This is a genomic window from Pseudomonas rhizoryzae, assembly GCF_005250615.1.
GTDB lineage: Bacteria > Pseudomonadota > Gammaproteobacteria > Pseudomonadales > Pseudomonadaceae > Chryseomonas > Chryseomonas rhizoryzae.
Genome location: NZ_SULM01000001.1, coordinates 376,350 through 392,123 on the forward strand (window position 1 = coordinate 376,350; position 15,774 = coordinate 392,123).

The 15,774-nt window shown below is 66.1% G+C and carries 14 protein-coding genes and 2 tRNA genes; all 16 read left to right on the plus strand.

The window, feature by feature from the left end; genetic code table 11:
• Positions 1 to 19: 19 nt before the first annotated feature.
• The 16 genes from leuB (at position 20) to FAZ11_RS24645 (ending at position 15,720) form a co-directional block, all read left to right on the plus strand.
• On the plus strand, positions 20 to 1,102 hold the full coding sequence (leuB, locus tag FAZ11_RS01655; RefSeq protein ID WP_058772990.1) for a 3-isopropylmalate dehydrogenase: 1,083 nt from the start codon (positions 20 to 22) through the stop codon (positions 1,100 to 1,102).
• Positions 1,103 to 1,158: 56 nt separating this feature from the next.
• On the plus strand, positions 1,159 to 2,271 hold the full coding sequence (gene asd, locus FAZ11_RS01660) for an aspartate-semialdehyde dehydrogenase (protein ID WP_058767622.1): 1,113 nt from the start codon (positions 1,159 to 1,161) through the stop codon (positions 2,269 to 2,271).
• A gap of 77 nt (positions 2,272 to 2,348) precedes the next feature.
• Positions 2,349 to 3,344 (plus strand): aspartate-semialdehyde dehydrogenase, encoded by a 996-nt coding sequence (locus tag FAZ11_RS01665; RefSeq protein ID WP_058772989.1) that lies wholly within the window; start codon positions 2,349 to 2,351, stop codon positions 3,342 to 3,344.
• A 174-nt stretch (positions 3,345 to 3,518) separates the two neighbouring features.
• Positions 3,519 to 6,086, plus strand: coding sequence for a motility hub landmark protein FimV (locus FAZ11_RS01670; protein WP_081320002.1), 2,568 nt, complete (start codon positions 3,519 to 3,521; stop codon positions 6,084 to 6,086).
• A 72-nt stretch (positions 6,087 to 6,158) separates the two neighbouring features.
• Positions 6,159 to 7,004: a tRNA pseudouridine(38-40) synthase TruA gene (truA, locus tag FAZ11_RS01675; RefSeq protein WP_058772987.1), complete on the plus strand. Its 846-nt coding sequence runs from the start codon at positions 6,159 to 6,161 to the stop codon at positions 7,002 to 7,004.
• Between the two features lie 60 nt (positions 7,005 to 7,064).
• Positions 7,065 to 7,694: a phosphoribosylanthranilate isomerase gene (locus FAZ11_RS01680; protein ID WP_058772986.1), complete on the plus strand. Its 630-nt coding sequence runs from the start codon at positions 7,065 to 7,067 to the stop codon at positions 7,692 to 7,694.
• 208 nt (positions 7,695 to 7,902) lie between these two features.
• Positions 7,903 to 8,772: an acetyl-CoA carboxylase, carboxyltransferase subunit beta gene (gene accD, locus FAZ11_RS01685; protein ID WP_058772985.1), complete on the plus strand. Its 870-nt coding sequence runs from the start codon at positions 7,903 to 7,905 to the stop codon at positions 8,770 to 8,772.
• On the plus strand, positions 8,772 to 10,064 hold the full coding sequence (folC, locus tag FAZ11_RS01690) for a bifunctional tetrahydrofolate synthase/dihydrofolate synthase (protein ID WP_058772984.1): 1,293 nt from the start codon (positions 8,772 to 8,774) through the stop codon (positions 10,062 to 10,064). The genes accD and folC overlap by 1 nt, the downstream gene beginning before the upstream one ends.
• Before the next feature lie 4 nt (positions 10,065 to 10,068).
• Complete coding sequence (locus tag FAZ11_RS01695) at positions 10,069 to 10,722, plus strand: SPOR domain-containing protein (protein WP_058772983.1); 654 nt, start codon at positions 10,069 to 10,071, stop codon at positions 10,720 to 10,722.
• Between the two features lie 54 nt (positions 10,723 to 10,776).
• Positions 10,777 to 11,322, plus strand: coding sequence for a CvpA family protein (locus FAZ11_RS01700; RefSeq protein WP_058762565.1), 546 nt, complete (start codon positions 10,777 to 10,779; stop codon positions 11,320 to 11,322).
• Between the two features lie 82 nt (positions 11,323 to 11,404).
• The gene (gene purF, locus FAZ11_RS01705) at positions 11,405 to 12,913 is read left to right on the plus strand and encodes an amidophosphoribosyltransferase (protein ID WP_058762566.1); all 1,509 of its coding nucleotides are present in this window, start codon (positions 11,405 to 11,407) and stop codon (positions 12,911 to 12,913) included.
• Between the two features lie 10 nt (positions 12,914 to 12,923).
• Positions 12,924 to 14,135, plus strand: coding sequence for an O-succinylhomoserine sulfhydrylase (locus FAZ11_RS01710; protein ID WP_058762567.1), 1,212 nt, complete (start codon positions 12,924 to 12,926; stop codon positions 14,133 to 14,135).
• On the plus strand, positions 14,132 to 14,899 hold the full coding sequence (locus tag FAZ11_RS01715) for an SDR family oxidoreductase (protein WP_058772982.1): 768 nt from the start codon (positions 14,132 to 14,134) through the stop codon (positions 14,897 to 14,899). Before FAZ11_RS01710 ends, FAZ11_RS01715 begins: the two co-directional genes overlap by 4 nt.
• 78 nt (positions 14,900 to 14,977) lie before the next feature.
• Positions 14,978 to 15,053 (plus strand) — tRNA-Val (locus FAZ11_RS01720).
• 38 nt (positions 15,054 to 15,091) lie between these two features.
• A tRNA-Asp gene (locus FAZ11_RS01725) sits at positions 15,092 to 15,168 on the plus strand.
• A gap of 414 nt (positions 15,169 to 15,582) precedes the next feature.
• The gene (locus tag FAZ11_RS24645) at positions 15,583 to 15,720 is read left to right on the plus strand and encodes a hypothetical protein (RefSeq protein ID WP_157772788.1); all 138 of its coding nucleotides are present in this window, start codon (positions 15,583 to 15,585) and stop codon (positions 15,718 to 15,720) included.
• The last annotated feature ends 54 nt before the right edge of the window (positions 15,721 to 15,774 follow it).

A 15,774-nucleotide genomic window follows, 5' to 3' on the forward strand; every position in this document is an offset into this window, starting at 1 on the left:
TTTGGAACAGGAAAAGACAATGAGCAAGCAGATCCTCATCCTGCCGGGCGACGGCATCGGTCCGGAGATCATGGCCGAAGCGGTCAAGGTGCTGGAGAAGGTCAATCAGGACTACGACCTGGGCTTCGAGCTGGTCCACGACGACCTGGGCGGCGCCGCCATCGACCGCTACGGCGTGCCCCTGGCCGACGAGACCCTGGCCCGTGCCCGCGCCGCCGATGCCGTGCTGCTGGGCGCCGTCGGCGGTCCCAAGTGGGACAAGCTCGAGCGCGACATCCGTCCCGAGCGCGGCCTGTTGAAGATCCGCTCCGCCCTGGGCCTGTTCGGCAACCTGCGTCCGGCCATCCTCTATCCGCAACTGGCCGAGGCGTCCACCCTCAAGCCCGAGGTGGTGTCCGGTCTGGACATCCTCATCGTTCGCGAACTGACCGGCGGCATCTACTTCGGCTCGCCGCGCGAGACCCGGGTGCTGGAGAATGGCGAGCGCCAGGCCTTCGATACCCTGCCGTACAGCGAAGGCGAGATCCGCCGCATCGCCCGCGTCGGTTTCGACATGGCCCGCCTGCGCGGCAAGAAGCTGTGCTCGGTGGACAAGGCCAACGTCCTCGAATCCAGCCGCCTGTGGCGCGAAGTGGTGGAGGAGGTGGCCAAGGACTACCCGGACGTCGAACTCAGCCACATGTACGTCGACAACGCCGCCATGCAGCTGGTCCGGGCGCCCAAGCAATTCGATGTGATCGTCACCGACAACATGTTCGGCGACATCCTCTCCGACGAAGCCTCGATGCTCACCGGCTCCATCGGCATGCTGCCCTCGGCCTCCCTGGATGCCAATAACAAGGGCATGTACGAACCCTGCCACGGCTCGGCGCCGGATATCGCCGGCCAGGGCGTGGCCAATCCGCTGGCGACCATCCTTTCGGTCGCCATGATGCTCAGATATACCTTCGGCGCGGCCGAGGCTGCAGCAGCCATCGAGACCGCCGTGGGCAAGGTGCTCGACCAGGGGCTGCGGACCGGCGACATCTGGTCGGAAGGCAAGCAGCGGGTCGGTACCCGCGAGATGGGCGAGGCAGTGGTAGCCGCCCTCGGAAGGCGTTAATCTGATCGGCCGCCGGGGGAGGCGGCCGTCCTCAAGACAATAAAGGTGCAGTAGCGATGAAGCGTGTAGGTCTGATCGGTTGGCGTGGCATGGTGGGCTCCGTGCTCATGCAGCGCATGCTCGAAGAGCGGGATTTCGACTTGATCGAACCCGTGTTCTTCACCACCTCCAACGTCGGCGGTGAAGGCCCCGCCATTGGCAAGAGCGTGGCGCCGCTCAAGGATGCCTACAGCATCGACGAGCTCAAGACCCTCGACGTCATCCTCACCTGCCAAGGTGGCGACTACACCAGCGAGGTGTTCCCCAAGCTGCGCCAGGCCGGCTGGAAGGGCTACTGGATCGACGCGGCCTCCAGCCTGCGCATGCAGGATGACGCCGTCATCGTGCTGGACCCGGTCAACCGTCGCGTCATCGACCAGGCCCTGGTCGACGGTCGCAAGGACTTCATCGGCGGCAACTGCACCGTCAGCCTGATGCTGATGGCCCTGGGCGGGCTGTTCGAAGCCGGTCTGGTGGACTGGATGAGCGCCATGACCTACCAGGCCGCCTCCGGCGCCGGCGCCCAGAACATGCGCGAGCTGATCCGCCAGATGGGCGCGACCCACGCCGCCGTAGCCGACAGCCTGGCCGATCCGGCCAGCGCCATCCTCGACATCGACCGTCAGGTGGCCGAGACCCTGCGCAGCGAAGCCTTCCCCACCGAGCAGTTCGGCGTACCCCTGGCCGGCAGCCTGATCCCCTGGATCGACAAGGAACTGCCCAACGGCCAAAGCCGCGAAGAGTGGAAGGCCCAGGCCGAAACCAACAAGATTCTCGGCCGCTTCAAGAATCCCATCCCGGTGGATGGCATCTGCGTGCGCATCGGCGCCATGCGTTGCCACAGCCAGGCGCTGACCATCAAGCTGAACAAGGACGTGCCGTTGTCCGACCTGCATGGTCTGATCAGCCAGCACAACCCCTGGGTCAAGCTGGTGCCGAACAACCGCGAGGTCAGCATGCGCGAACTCACGCCGGCTGCCGTGACCGGCACCCTGAGCGTCCCGGTCGGCCGTCTGCGCAAGCTCAACATGGGTTCCCAGTACCTGGGCGCCTTCACCGTCGGCGACCAGCTCCTGTGGGGCGCCGCGGAGCCGCTGCGGCGCATGCTGCGGATCCTGCTGGAGCAGTGAGCCGTTAGCTAAACGTTTGCCTATCGAGGAGGGCCGCCAGTAAAGTGCGGCCCTCTTTCGTTTTGGACGCCCCTATCATGACTGCCAGAGATATCGCCCTCGTCGGTGCGACCAGCGCCTACGGTGAAGCCATTCGCGAGCTGCTGGACGAGCGTGACGTCCCCCTCGGGCGCCTGCACCTGCTCGCCAGCGGTGAGTCGGCGGGTCAGAATCTGCCGTTCCGAGGCAGCAATCTGAGAGTCATCGGCCTCGAAGGTTTCGATTTCGCCCAGGTCGGTATCGCCATCCTTGCGGTGCCCGCGGCGGTCGTAGAGGGTCTGAGGCCGCAACTGGCCAAGGCCGGCTGTGCCGTGCTCGATCTCAGTGGCGCCTCGGCGGGCGCCTGTGTCCTGCCTCGCATCAACGGTGCGCAACTCGATGACCTGCCTCCCGCAGCCTGGCTCGGCGTACCGCTCGCCGCTGCCCAGGCGGCCGCCAGCGTGGCGGCCGTGCTGGCGCGTCTCAATACCCTGGTCGACGCGTCCCTGACCGCCTGCCTGGCGGCCTCCGGTGCGGGGCGGGGCGGCGTCGAGGAGCTGGCCCGTCAGGCCGCCGAGTTGCTCAATGGCCGCCCCGTCGAAGCACGGCTGTTCGACGGCCAGCTGGCCTTCAATCTGCTCGGTCGTACCGGTACTCCCGCGGCGGATGGCTATACTGCCCAGGAACATCGGCTGTTGGATGAGTGTCAGCAGGTGCTGGGTGAGGCGTTGCCGGTGCTGGACGTCACCGCCGTGCAGGCCCCGGTATTCTTTGGCGACAGTCTCGCCCTGAGCGTACGTGGCCAGGAAGCCTGGGTGCTGGAGCAGGTGCTGGAAGCCCTGGGGGACGAGCCCGGGCTATCCTTCGAGGAGGACCTGGACTGCCCCTCGGCGGTGGGCGATGCCCTGGGGCGGGAAGAGGTGCTAGTGGGACGCGTGCGCCGTCATCCACGGGATGCCCGGCGGCTGGAATGCTGGCTGGTGGCGGATAACGTCAGGCTAGCGGCGCTTACGGCTACTCAACTGGCCGAATTGTTGCTTAAACAGTCGGCCTAAAAGATACTTCGTGAAACGCTTCGTCCCCTTGGCAAGAGCCACGGCGCAGCGGCAATGGCACGCAGCGATGGACACAGGCGCGGCTTCGGTGGCGCGGTCGACAGATTCTAAAAAGGGACGGTCATGGTTCGAGTTCAGCAACTGGTGCGGGCAATAGCGGCGGCGAGTGCCTTGATGTCTGGCGCCGCAGAGGCGCTGAGTCTGGGGGAGATCCAGCTCAACTCCGCCCTCAATCAGCCCCTCGATGCCACCGTTAATCTGTCGGACCTGCGTGATCTCGGTACGGCCGATTTGCGCCCCAGTCTCGCTTCCGCTGCAGAGTTCAGCCGAGCCGGCGTCGATCGCGCCTTCTTCCTGAATGACCTGAAGTTCACCCCCGAGGTGCGCAATGGCCGCACCGTCATTCACATCACCTCGGCGCGCCCGGTACGCGAGCCTTACCTCAATTTCCTGCTCGAAGTGAACTGGCCCAGTGGCCGGATCGTGCGCGAGTACACGGTGCTGCTCGATCCGCCGCTGTACACCCCGCAGGCCGCCGCGGCGCCCTTTGCACCCCAGGTCCCGGCCACTCCGCGCCCGCGTGCCGCCGCGCCGGCTGTGCCTGCGCCGGCCGCCCCGCCGGCTGCACAAGTGCCCAGTGCGCCCGGTACCTACACCACCGAAAGGCGCGATACCCTCTGGGAGGTGGCGGCGCGCAATCGGCCGTCCTCCAGCGTCACCGTCGACCAGACCATGCTGGCGATCCAGACGCTGAATCCGGACGCCTTCATCGACCACAACATCAACCTCATGAAGAGCGGTCAGGTGCTGCGCTTGCCCGACCAGGCCCAGGCCAAGGCACGCTCCCAGCGTGAGGCCGTGGCGGAAATCGCGCGCCAGACCCGCGCCTGGAAGCAGGGTGGCGACAGCGCTGCGGCCGGTACGCCGCGGCGGCAAGTGGATGCTGCCGAGCAACCCAATGCCAGCGAAGCACCGGCCACGGCGGCGCCCAAGGACAAGCTCAAGCTGCTATCCGGCCAGTCCTCCGAGCACACGGGTGAATCGGCAGGGGCGAAGGGCGGCAAGGGTAGCGATCAGGCTCTCGCCGATCGTCTCGCCGTGACCCAGGAAAGCCTGGATACCACGCGGCGCGAGAACGAAGAACTCAAGAGCCGCCTGGGTGATCTCCAGTCGCAGCTCGACAAGTTGCAAAAGATCATGCAGCTCAAGGACGCCCAGCTCGCGCGGATGCAGGCCAGCATGGCCAATCCCCAGGCGGCGGGTCAGCCGGCACCGACGGCACCAGAGGCTGCGGCCGCCACGCCGCCCGCGACCACTCCCCAGGAGCCGGCGGCTGCCGCCACGACACCGCCGGCAGAGAACGCCTCGACGCCCCCGGCCAGCGAAGCGGGAACCGGCAGTGCGCCGCCCGCTGCCAGCCCGAGCGAGCCCAAGGTCATTCCGGTCACCCCCAGCACTCCGGCGACCCAGCCGACCGAGGCTACCAACAGTTTCCTCGACGATATCCTCAGCAACCCCCTGTGGCTCGGCCTCATCGGCGGTAGCGCGCTGCTGGCGTTGCTGGTGTTGTTGATGATCAATTCCCGACGCAATGCGGTGAAGGAGGCCGAGCGTGAGCGTGAGGCCGAAGCCGCACGCACCGAGACGGCCTTCGATCCGGATCCAGAGCTGGGCGATCATCATGGGCTGGCCGGCCTGGATCTGAATCCGGGCGTTCAGGACGGCGCGCGCGACGCCGATGCCCAGGACGATGCCCTGGGGCAGGCGGACATCTACATGGCCTATGGCCGCTTCAGCCAGGCGGCTGAAGTGCTCAAGAAGGCCAGCGACCAGGAGCCCCATCGCGCCGATCTGCGACTCAAGCTCATGGAAGTCTATGCCGAGATGGGCGACAAGGATGGCTTCTTGCGTGAGGAGCGTGAACTCAAGGAAATCGGTGGCGCCCAGCCCGCGGTCGATCATCTGAAGTCGCGTTATCCGGCCATGGCCACCGTCGCCGTGGGCGCTGCAGCCGTCGGTGCCGCTGCTCTGGCTGCCGCCCATGAGCTGAGCGAAGAACAGTCGCGTAACCAGGGCTTCTCGGCCACCGAGGACAGCCAGGACTTCGATCTGTCCCTGGATGACTTCGGTACCGACGATGGCCGCTCGTCCCAGCCGGCCGGTCCGGCCGAAGAGCCCCTGTTCGGCGAGGCTTTCGCCGATGCCCAGGCCAAGGCCGCCGATTCGCGCGACGACTTCGACTTCGACCTCAACTTCGATCCCGAGCCTGCCGCCGCTACCACTCCTGCCGCCAAGGACGATGACTTCGCCCTGGACTTCAGCGAGTTCGAGCGTCAGGGCGATCTGGCGCGCGACGAGACGCCCGCCGCCTCGGCCTTCGATGAGCCGCTGGATGCCCGGGAAGAGCCGGCTGCCGAGCTGCCGGCCAATTTCGATCTGGCCGATTTCGAGGAGCAACCCGCCGCCAAGCGCGAGAGTGATGAAGAATTCGCCGCGCGCCTGCAGGAGGCCTCGCGCCAGTTCGATGCCGAGACGACGAAGGATTCGGCCACCGAAGAAAGCCTGGACGATTTCGACTTCCTGTCCGGCGAAGACGAGACCGCCACCAAGCTGGACCTTGCCCGCGCCTACATCGACATGGGCGATCCCGAAGGTGCCCGCGACATCCTCGACGAAGTACTGGCCGAGGGTAACGCCGGGCAGCAGCAGGAAGCCCGGGAGATCCTCGCCCAGCTCAGCTGACGGCTGCCAGGCTTGGCAGAGGAGGGGAGGCACCGATAAGCTGCCTCCCCTTTTTTTCGCCTGGCTGCCGCCGTGGATTTTCTAGACCCCACCGTCATCGTTCCTCCGCAACGCATCGCCCTCGGTGTCGAATACAAGGGCGCCCGCTATCGTGGCTGGCAACGCCAGCAGCCAGGTGTCCGCTCGGTCCAGGAGACCCTGGAAGCGGCACTGTCCAAGGTGGCGGCGGCGCCCATCAGCATCAGCTGCGCCGGGCGGACCGATGCCGGCGTCCATGCCAGCGGCCAGGTGGTGCACTTCGATTCCCCGGTCGAACGACCGCTCAAGGCCTGGGTGCTCGGTACCAACGCCAACCTGCCACCGGACATCAGCGTGACCTGGGTGCAGCCGGTCGGTGACGACTTCCATGCCCGCTTCAGTGCCATGGCCCGGCGTTACCGCTATGTGATCTACAACGATCCCATTCGACCCGCACACCTGGCGGAGGAGGTCACCTGGAACCATCGCCCGCTGGACATCGAGCGGATGCGCGAGGCGGCCCAGGTGTTGATCGGCACCCATGACTTCACCTCCTTCCGGGCCAAGGAATGCCAGGCCAAGTCGCCGATCAAGACCGTGCAACACCTGCGCCTCTGGCAGAACGATCGGCTGCTGGTGTTGGACATCCGCGCCAACGCCTTCCTGCACCACATGGTGCGCAATATCGCCGGGGTGCTGATGGCGGTCGGTTGCGGTGATCGTCCGGTGGCCTGGGTCGCCGAGGTGCTGGCCGCGCGCGAACGGCGCCAGGGCGGGGTCACGGCTCATCCTTTCGGACTCTACCTGGTGCGGGTGGAATATCCCGACAACCTGCAACTGCCCGAGCGTCCGCTGGGGCCGCTGTTCCTGGGGCGGGTGCCGGAGTTGGAAATCCCGTAAGGCTGACGCTGCGCGGGCGGTCTGCTACCATTCTTGGTTTTGGAACGAGGTCATCCCGGTTTGGCTAACGTTCGAGTGAAGATCTGCGGGATCACCCGGGTCGAGGATGCGCTGGCCGCCGCGGCGGCCGGTGCCGATGCCATCGGCCTGGTGTTCTATGCCCGGAGCCCAAGAGCCGTCAGCGCCGCCCAGGCCCGCCAGATCGTGGCGGCCTTGCCGCCCTTCGTGACCAGTGTCGGGCTCTTCGTCGATGCCGCGCCCTGCGAGATCGAGGAAACGCTGGATGCGGTGCCGTTGGATCTCCTGCAATTCCATGGCGATGAATCGCCGGCGCAGTGCGCGCGTTACCGGCGGCCCTATATCAAGGCGCTGCGCATGCGCGAGGACATCGATCTCGCCGCCATCGCCCGCGACTACGCCGGGGCGCGCGGTCTGTTGCTCGATACCTATGTCGCCGGTGTACCCGGTGGCACCGGCCAGGCCTTCGACTGGACGCGAGTGCCTCAGGACCTGGCGCTGCCGCTGATCGTCGCAGGCGGCTTGGAGGCCGGCAACGTCGCCACGGCGATCACTGCGGCGCGGCCCTATGGCGTGGACGTGAGCGGCGGCGTAGAGCAGGCCAAGGGTATCAAGGACGCCGCCGAGATCGCCCGCTTCATCGCGGCGGTACGGGAGGCCCCGGTCGCCTGATGTGACCCTCGCGGGGTGGTCGCCGTCCACACCTGCGACATATTCGACAGGCATGCCCAGGCAGGCCTGAAGTCCGGCTCCGGTGGAGTCGGCACTAGACAACGAGGTAGCGCCCGGGAAATAGCGGGTGTTGCCGAACCTATTACAGATGCTCAAGGAAGGCGTGGCCTAGGTCGCGCTGGGAGCCCATGCAAGTGGAGAGAGATGCATGAGCAATTGGCTGGTCGACAAACTGATTCCTTCCATCATGCGGTCCGAGGTGAAGCGCAGTTCGGTACCGGAAGGTCTTTGGCACAAGTGTCCGGCCTGCGAAGCGGTCCTCTATCGTCCGGAGCTGGAAAAGAACCTGGACGTCTGCCTGAAGTGCGGTCACCACATGCGCATCAATGCGCGTCGCCGCCTGGACATCTTCCTCGACGCCGAAGGGCGTGAAGAGCTGGGTATCGAGCTGGAGCCGGTGGATCGCCTGAAATTCCGCGACAGCAAGAAGTACAAGGATCGCTTCACCGCGGCGCAGAAGGAAACCGGCGAGAAAGACGCGCTGATTTCCATGCGCGGTACCCTCAAGGGCATGCCGGTAGCGGTCTGTGCCTTCGAATTCTCCTTCATGGGTGGCTCCATGGGCGCCGTGGTGGGGGAGCGCTTCGTCCGCGCCGCCAACGTGGCGCTGGAGCAGCGCTGCCCGCTGATCTGCTTCTCCGCCTCGGGTGGTGCGCGGATGCAGGAAGCCCTGATCTCCCTGATGCAGATGGCCAAGACCTCGGCGGTGCTGGCGCGCCTGCGCGAAGAGGGCATTCCCTTCATCTCCGTGCTGACCGATCCGGTCTATGGCGGCGTCTCCGCCAGTCTGGCCATGCTCGGCGACGTCATCGTCGCCGAACCCAAGGCGCTGATCGGCTTCGCCGGTCCGCGCGTGATCGAGCAGACCGTGCGCGAAAAGCTGCCGGAAGGCTTCCAGCGCAGCGAATTCCTGCTGGACCATGGCGCCGTCGACATCATCGTGCCGCGCAAGGAATTGCGTGACCGCCTGGCGCGCCTGCTGGCGACCTTCCAGCACCAGCCGGCTCCGGCGGCCTGATGGCTTCGCGCAGCCTCGCGCAGTGGCTGGCCTATCTCGAGCAGCTGCATCCGTCGGCGATCGACATGGGCCTGGACCGGGTGCGCGAGGTCGCGCAGCGGCTGGGTCTGACCCGGCCCGCGCCCTTGGTGGTGATCGTGACCGGCACCAACGGCAAGGGCTCCACCTGTGCCTTCCTGGCCAGCCTGCTGCGCGCCAGCGGGCAGCGGGTGGGGGTCTATGCCTCGCCGCATCTGGTGCGCTACAACGAGCGCGTCGATGTCGACGGTAGCCTGGCCAGCGATGACGAACTCTGCACCGCCTTCGCCGCGGTGGAAGCCGCCCGCGGCGAGATCAGCCTGACCTATTTCGAGATGGGTACCTTGGCGGCTTTCTGGCTGTTCGAGCGGGCCCAGCTGGATGCCGCCGTGCTCGAAGTCGGCCTCGGCGGGCGCCTGGATGCGGTGAATCTGATCGATGCCGACCTGGCGCTGGTGACCAGCATCGGCCTGGATCACGCCGAATGGCTGGGCAATACCCGGGAAAGCGTGGCCGTGGAGAAGGCGGGCATCTTCCGCTCCGGCAAGCCGGCCCTGTGCGGCGATCTGCAACCGCCGGCGGAGCTCGCGCAGGCGGCCGAGCGCCTGGGGGCACCTTTCCTGCAACGCGGTGAGGCCTTCGACCTGCGGATCGAGGCTGCCAGCTGGTTCTGGCGCGGTCGTGATGCCCAGGGCAACGAGCTGTCGTTGCCCGGCTTGCCGCTGCTGGACCTGCCCATGGAAAACGCCGCCCTGGCACTACAGGCCTATGCGCTACTCGACCGGCCCTGGGTGCCCGAACGGATCGCCGCCGCCCTGCTGGCGACGCGCATGACCGGCCGCCTGGATCGCCGCCAGGTCGAGCGGGCAGGTGAAACTCTCAATGTTCTGCTGGATGTGGCGCACAACCCCCATGCCGCCGAGTATCTCGCCCGACGGCTGGCCATGAAGCCCGTCGCAGGTGTGCGTCGCGCGGTGTTCGGCGTGCTGGCCGACAAGGACCTGGACGGTATCCTGGCACCGCTCGAGCGCCTGTTCGCCGAGTGGGCGGTGGCGACGCTACCCACCGGCCGTAGCCGAGAGGGTAGTGAGGTGGCTGCGCTCCTGGCCGCCCGAGGTGCCCAGGTGCAGGTCCACCCCACCCTGGTAGAGGCCTTCGCTGCCCAACTGGCGGCCAGTGCGCCTGGCGACGAGGTGGTGGTGTTCGGCTCCTTCTACAGTGTCGCCGAGGTGCTCGCGCAGCTCACTTCTCCATCCGAATCCGCGGAGGCATAAGCTCATGCTCAAGCAAAGAGTCATAGGCGCGCTGGTGCTGCTGGCACTGATCATCATCTTCGTGCCCATGCTGTTCAATCGCCAGGACGACGCCCGCAAGGTGGTGGTCGAGGCGCCGCCGCAACCGGCCGCGCCGGTCGTGCCCAACACCGAGGTGCAGGCGGTGCAAACACCGGAGGCACCGCCGGTGGAAGTAGTCCCCGATGATCCGGGCAAGCCGCTCGGCAAGCCGCAGACGCCCATCGCCGGCACCGCCGGGCAGGCGCCAGTACAGAATGCCCCGGCAAGCACGCCGCCCGCCCAGCCCCAGGCGGCCCCGGTCGCCAAGGCGCCGGCCGTCGCAGCCCCGGCAGCACCCGCGGCAGCGGCAACCCCGGCGCCCGCGGCCAAGCCGGAAAGCCGTCTGGGTGCCGCCAACCTGCCGAACAGCTGGTCGGTCCAGCTCGCCAGCCTGTCGTCGCGCCCCAGTGCCGATGCCCTGCAAGCCAAGCTGCGTAGCCAGGGCTATAACGCCTATGTGCGCAGTGCCGACGGCATGAACCGGGTTTTCGTCGGGCCGGTGATAGAGCGCACCGAGGCGGATCGTCTGCGCGATCAGCTCAACAAGCAGAATGGCGTCAAGGGCTTCGTCGTACGCTTTCAGCCGGAGCGCGGTTAACCCGGTCACAAGGCTCTGCTAGAATGCAGGGCCTTTTTGTAAGTGGACCTTGCCGTGGGCTTCACCTGGGTGGACTGGGCGATCGTCGCCATCGTCGTCGTTTCCAGCCTGATCAGTCTCAGGCGCGGCTTCGTCAAGGAAGCCTTGTCGCTGGCCACCTGGATCGTCGCCGGTGGGGTGGCCTGGGTATTCGGCGGAGCGCTCTCCACCTACCTGGTGGACTATATCCAGGTGCCTTCCGGGCGGGTGATCGCCGCCTGTGTCATTCTCTTCGTACTGACCCTGCTGGTCGGTGCCCTGGTGAGTTTCTTGCTTGGCGAATTGATCCGCGTCACCGGATTGTCGGGCACCGATCGTTTTCTAGGCATGGCCTTCGGGGCGGCACGGGGCGCTCTGTTGGTGACCGTGGCGGTAGGGCTGCTGAGCCTCGGGCCGGTCCAGCAGGACGGCTGGTGGCAGCAGTCGGTACTGGTGCCGCATTTTCTCCTGGTGGCCGATTGGTCGAAGAATCTGCTGTTGGGCTTTGCCGGCCAATGGCTGGGCTCCACGCCCATGCCAAGTCTGCAGTTGTTGCCGCAGCTGGGGCCCAAGGCTCCTTGAAGCGGTTTTCCAGGCCTCGCCTTGCGGGGTCATCCTGCGATGGTTCGCCGTCGCATCACTTGAAACAGTGGGGTCGCGTCACATGTGTGGCATCGTAGGTATCGTGGGCAAGACTAACGTCAACCAGTCGTTGTACGACGCGCTCACCGTCCTTCAACATCGGGGTCAGGATGCCGCCGGTATCGTCACCAGCCTGGATGGCAAGCTGTACCTGCGCAAGGACAACGGCCTGGTCCGCGATGTCTTCCAGCAGCGGCACATGCAGCACCTGGTGGGCCATATGGGCATCGCCCATGTCCGCTATCCCACGGCCGGCAGCTCCAGCTCCGCCGAGGCGCAGCCGTTCTACGTGAACTCGCCCTACGGCATCACCCTGGCGCACAACGGCAACCTGACCAACGTCGAGCAGCTCTCGCGCGAGATCTACGAATCCGACCTGCGGCACGTGAACACCACCTCCGATTCCGAGGTGCTGCTCAACGTCTTCGCCCACGAGCTGGCGGTGCGCAACAAGCTGCAACCGACCGAGGACGACGTCTTCGCCGCGGTCTCCGAGGTGCACGAGCGCTGCCGCGGTGGCTATGCCGTGGTGGCCATGATCACCGGTTACGGCATCGTCGGCTTCCGCGATCCCAATGCCATCCGCCCCATCGTCTTCGGTCAGCGTCATACCGAATACGGCGTGGAATACATGATCGCCTCCGAGAGCGTCGCCCTCGACGTGCTCGGCTTCACCCTGATTCGCGACCTGGAACCGGGCGAAGCGGTCTACATCACCGAAGACGGCCGCCTCTACACCCGTCAGTGCGCGCAGAACCCCCAGTACGCGCCCTGCATCTTCGAGCACGTCTACCTGGCCCGTCCGGATTCCATCATCGATGGCATCTCGGTCTACAAGGCGCGCCTGCGCATGGGCGAGAAGCTCGCCGAGAAGATCCAGCGCGAGCGGCCCGACCATGACATCGACGTGGTCATCCCGATTCCGGATACCAGCCGCACCGCGGCGCTGGAGCTGGCCAACCACCTGGGCGTCAAGTTCCGCGAGGGCTTCGTCAAGAATCGCTACATCGGCCGGACCTTCATCATGCCCGGCCAGGCCGCGCGCAAGAAGTCGGTACGCCAGAAGCTCAACGCCATCGAGCTGGAATTCCGCGGCAAGAACGTGATGCTGGTGGACGACTCCATCGTTCGCGGCACCACCTGCAAGCAGATCATCCAGATGGCCCGCGAAGCCGGTGCCAAGAAGGTCTACTTCTGCTCGGCGGCCCCGGCGGTGCGTTTCCCCAACGTCTATGGCATCGACATGCCCAGCGTGCACGAGCTGATCGCCCATGGTCGTACCACCGAGGAAGTGGGCGAGCTGATCGGCGCCGATTGGCTGCTGTATCAGGACCTGCAGGACCTCAAGGAAGCCGTGCGCACCCGCAAGGCGCCCAAGGTCGAGCAGTTCGACTGCGCGGTGTTCGATGGCGAATACATCACCGGCGACGTCGATGCGGCCTATCTCAACCGCATCGAACAGGCGCGCAACGATGCCGCCAAGGTCAAGCACCAGGCGGTGAGCGCCATCATCGATCTCTACAACGACTGAGGAGCTGCACATGAGCCAAGACTGGGAAGCCGGACGCCTGGACAGTGATCTCGAGGGCGCGGCCTTCGAGACCTTGGCGGTGCGGGCAGGGCAGCAGCGCTCGCCGGAAGGCGAGCACGGCGAAGCCCTGTTCCTCACCAGCAGCTACGTGTTCCGTACCGCCGCCGATGCGGCGGCGCGGTTTGCCGGCGAGGTGCCGGGTAACGTCTATTCGCGCTACACCAATCCCACGGTGCGCACCTTCGAGACCCGTATCGCGGCGCTGGAAGGGGCGGAGCAGGCGGTGGCCACCGCCTCGGGCATGTCGGCCATCCTGGCCATGGTGATGAGCCTGTGCAGCGCTGGCGACCACGTGCTGGTCTCGCGCAGCGTGTTCGGCTCGACCATCAGCCTGTTCGAGAAGTACTTCAAGCGCTTCGGCATCGAGGTGGACTATCCGCCGCTGGCCGATCTCGGCGCCTGGCAGGCCGCCTGCAAGCCCAATACCCGGCTGTTCTTCGTCGAGTCGCCGTCCAACCCCCTCGCCGAGCTGGTGGATATCGCCGCCCTGGCCGAGATCGCCCATGCCCAGGGCGCGCTGCTGGCGGTCGATAACTGCTTCTGCACCCCGGCGCTGCAAAAGCCGCTGGCGCTGGGCGCCGACATCGTCATCCATTCGGCCACCAAGTACATCGACGGCCAGGGCCGTGGCATGGGCGGCGTGGTGGCGGGTCGTGCCGAGCAGATGAAGGAAGTCGTGGGCTTCCTGCGTACCGCGGGGCCGACCCTCAGCCCCTTCAATGCCTGGCTGTTCCTCAAGGGCCTGGAGACGCTGAAGATCCGCATGCAGGCGCACAGCCAGACCGCGCTGGAGCTGGCCCGTTGGCTGGAAGCGCAGCCCGGTATCGAGCGGGTTCACTACGCCGGCCTGGAAAGCCATCCGCAGCACGACCTGGCCCGCCGCCAGCAGTCGGCCTTCGGCGCCGTGGTCAGCTTCGAGGTGGCAGGCGGACGCGACGCTGCCTGGCGCTTCATCGATGCCACCCGGATGATCTCCATCACCACCAACCTGGGTGATACCAAGACCACCATCGCCCACCCGGCGACTACCTCCCATGGGCGCCTGTCGCCCGCCGAGCGGGCCAATGCCGGTATCAAAGACAGTCTGATCCGGGTTGCCGTGGGTCTCGAAGACCTGGGTGATCTGCAGCAGGATCTGGCCCGCGGACTGGCGGCGCTATGAGTCTGACGTTCGCACCGGTGGAACCGCGGGTCGCCCTGGTCACGGGCGCGGCCCGCGGCATTGGCCTGGGCATCGCCGCCTGGCTGATCGCCGAGGGGTGGCGCGTGGTGGTGGCGGACATCGAGCAGGAGCGGGGTGCCAAGGTCGCGACCGCCCTGGGCGAGCGGGCCTGCTTCGTCGCCCTGGATGTGGCCGACGAGAGCCAGGTCGAGTCCGCCGTCGCCCAGGTGATCGGCCAATTCGGTCGGCTGGACGCCCTGGTCAACAATGCTGGCCTGGCCACCGCCCAGGGCCAACCGCTGGAAAGCCTGGCGCTCGGCGAATGGCGTCGGGTGCTCGGGGTGAATCTGGACGGTCCCATGCTCATGGCCAAGCACTGCGCGCCCTATCTCCGCGAGCAGCAGGGCGCCATCGTCAACATCGCCTCGACCCGCGCCCAGCAATCCGAGCCGCACAGCGAAGCCTATGCCGCCAGCAAGGGCGGGCTGTTGGCCCTGACCCATGCCCTGGCGATCAGCCTGGGGCCGGAGGTGCGGGTGAACGTCCTCTGTCCCGGCTGGATCGACGCCCGCGATCCCCATGTACGGGAAGCCGAGCCGCTGTCCACGGCCGATCATGCCCAGCATCCGGTCGGACGGGTAGGGACGGTCGAGGATGTGGCGGCCTGCGTCGCCTGGTTGCTCGGGGGCAATGCCGGCTTCATCAGTGGCGAGGCCATCACCCTGGATGGCGGCATGACCCGCAAGATGATCTACGCCGAATAGCGCTCGGTAGAAAATAAATGGAAAAATCCTTGACGGATCAAGGAGCTACGAGCAGAATGCGCGTCACCCGAAGGGGATGGCTGATTAGCTCAGCTGGGAGAGCACCTGCATCACACGCAGGGGGTCGGCGGTTCGATCCCGTCATCAGCCACCAAACTCTTCGGGGAGTGTTCCGCAAGGTACACGCAATGCGCGGCGGTAGTTCAGTCGGTTAGAATACCGGCCTGTCACGCCGGGGGTCGCGGGTTCGAGTCCCGTCCGCCGCGCCATCTAGAGTTCGTCCTGGGTCCGCTGAACGCCCGGATGAGACAACGAGAGCTGCCCTAGGGCAGCTTTTTTTGTGCCCGGTAAAAGCCTGTCGGGAAAACCGCCCGAGCTTTCAGCCGAAATTTCCCCTCAGCTGCCCTGGTCATCTTGAGCTGAATGCCTGTCGCAAGCACGGGACGAGTACCCTCTGGCGCTCCGCGTGCTCGATGAGGATCACCTACTGGCTTCAGCCAGCGGACCTGTCGCCCACAGCGGCGTTAGGCAGGTTTTTCCAAATTACCGTCATATGAATTTACACCTGGGGCCTTGCATCTCTGCATCTTGCCGGCTGTCCCGCGTTTTTTGCAGCCCATCGGTAGATTTCGCATTCCAGAGCCGATCCCGGTCTATTGCGCGACCTGCTTGAGAGTGCTGCCTTGAAGAACATCACGCTCCGTAACCTGCTGATCGTCCTGACCACGCTTACCCTGATCCTGTGCCTGGTCAAGAACAGCGGCGATGGCGGCTGGCCGACGGCAGTCGTTGCAGGTCCTCCCGCGGTCACTGGCAGCTAATGCCAAAAGCTCAGTGGCGGTCCTGGCTCCAGCAGGGCTGTCCGATTCGAAGAA

Coding starts and splice junctions, on each gene's coding strand:
- FAZ11_RS01710 (WP_058762567.1), top strand. CDS start 12,924: ATGAGCCAAGACTGGGAAGCCGGACGCCTGGACAGTGATCTCGAGGGC.
- folC (WP_058772984.1), top strand. CDS start 8,772: ATGGCTTCGCGCAGCCTCGCGCAGTGGCTGGCCTATCTCGAGCAGCTG.
- FAZ11_RS01715 (WP_058772982.1), top strand. CDS start 14,132: ATGAGTCTGACGTTCGCACCGGTGGAACCGCGGGTCGCCCTGGTCACG.
- FAZ11_RS01670 (WP_081320002.1), top strand. CDS start 3,519: ATGTCTGGCGCCGCAGAGGCGCTGAGTCTGGGGGAGATCCAGCTCAAC.
- purF (WP_058762566.1), top strand. CDS start 11,405: ATGTGTGGCATCGTAGGTATCGTGGGCAAGACTAACGTCAACCAGTCG.
- asd (WP_058767622.1), top strand. CDS start 1,159: ATGAAGCGTGTAGGTCTGATCGGTTGGCGTGGCATGGTGGGCTCCGTG.
- FAZ11_RS01695 (WP_058772983.1), top strand. CDS start 10,069: ATGCTCAAGCAAAGAGTCATAGGCGCGCTGGTGCTGCTGGCACTGATC.
- FAZ11_RS01665 (WP_058772989.1), top strand. CDS start 2,349: ATGACTGCCAGAGATATCGCCCTCGTCGGTGCGACCAGCGCCTACGGT.
- leuB (WP_058772990.1), top strand. CDS start 20: ATGAGCAAGCAGATCCTCATCCTGCCGGGCGACGGCATCGGTCCGGAG.
- accD (WP_058772985.1), top strand. CDS start 7,903: ATGAGCAATTGGCTGGTCGACAAACTGATTCCTTCCATCATGCGGTCC.